Source organism: Vibrio sp. 1249-1 (assembly GCF_033340495.1).
This window is the reverse complement of the sequence record NZ_JAWOWJ010000283.1, coordinates 1-876: the sequence shown is the minus strand read 5'-3', so window position 1 is coordinate 876 and position 876 is coordinate 1. Positions and strand designations below refer to the sequence as shown.

The following is an 876-nucleotide window of genomic DNA, read 5'->3' as shown; positions in this document are numbered from 1 at the left end:
TTTTCTAGTAAGTTGATGACACACCATTCGGCTAGCGAGTATTGATTATCCGTCTCTGAGAGCTCACGTAGCACTTTACATAAGCTGATTTTCTGGGCTTCACTCAGCGATTTAAGTGCCGGCAGAGCGAGTTCGAGTAACGGGAAACGCAGATGAAGTGGTAAGTCGTAATCTAACCAGGGAAGCAATGTAGATTGCGATGCGAGTGGAACGTACAACTTAATCATTTCGCGCTGAATATCGCTGCCATCAAACATGAGGGCGAATGCGATAAATCGGGCGCTATATGGTTCACGTGCGATATCAACTAACTCTGGTGGTAATTGACTGATCAACTGTTGGCCTGTCTCACTCAATTGCTCCGATGGTGAGGCAGATTGCGAAGCAGGAGAGCCGCCACCTACGGCAAAGCCACTGACTTGTTCGTTATCAAACGCCGTGTTTTGCGCATGAGAATGTTGAGCGTAGATTCCGTCCCAATTGGGTTCGATTCTTCGAATTCTTTCGTCCAGTGGTGGGTGTGTCGCGAACAAACTAGAGAAACCGGACAATTTACTCTGTCCAAACATCATGTGGCTCATTTCATCACTGGCTTTCGTGTTTAAGGTAGAGCCTTGAACGTTGCTGCCAATCTTCTTTAACGCTCCCGCAATCCCTTGATCGTTGCGAGTGAACTGCACGGCACTGGCGTCAGCTAAAAACTCGCGTTGGCGCGAAATGGCTGCTTTGATCATGTTGCCGAACAAGGTTCCTAACCAACCCAGCACCAAGCAGACAATCGCAATCAGTATGATGACAGCGAAGCCTTTGTTTGAATCAGAAGAACTACGCGATACGTGACGAGTGCTGTTCGAGTTATCCAAGATCAGATGACCA

Annotated in this window: 1 protein-coding gene; it reads right to left on the bottom strand. The window is 47.8% G+C overall.

Going from position 1 to position 876, the window contains the following annotated elements; translation table 11 throughout:
- The coding region (locus tag R7Z50_RS25865) for a M48 family metalloprotease (protein ID WP_318149524.1) at positions 1–876 on the bottom strand (876 nt) is incomplete at both ends.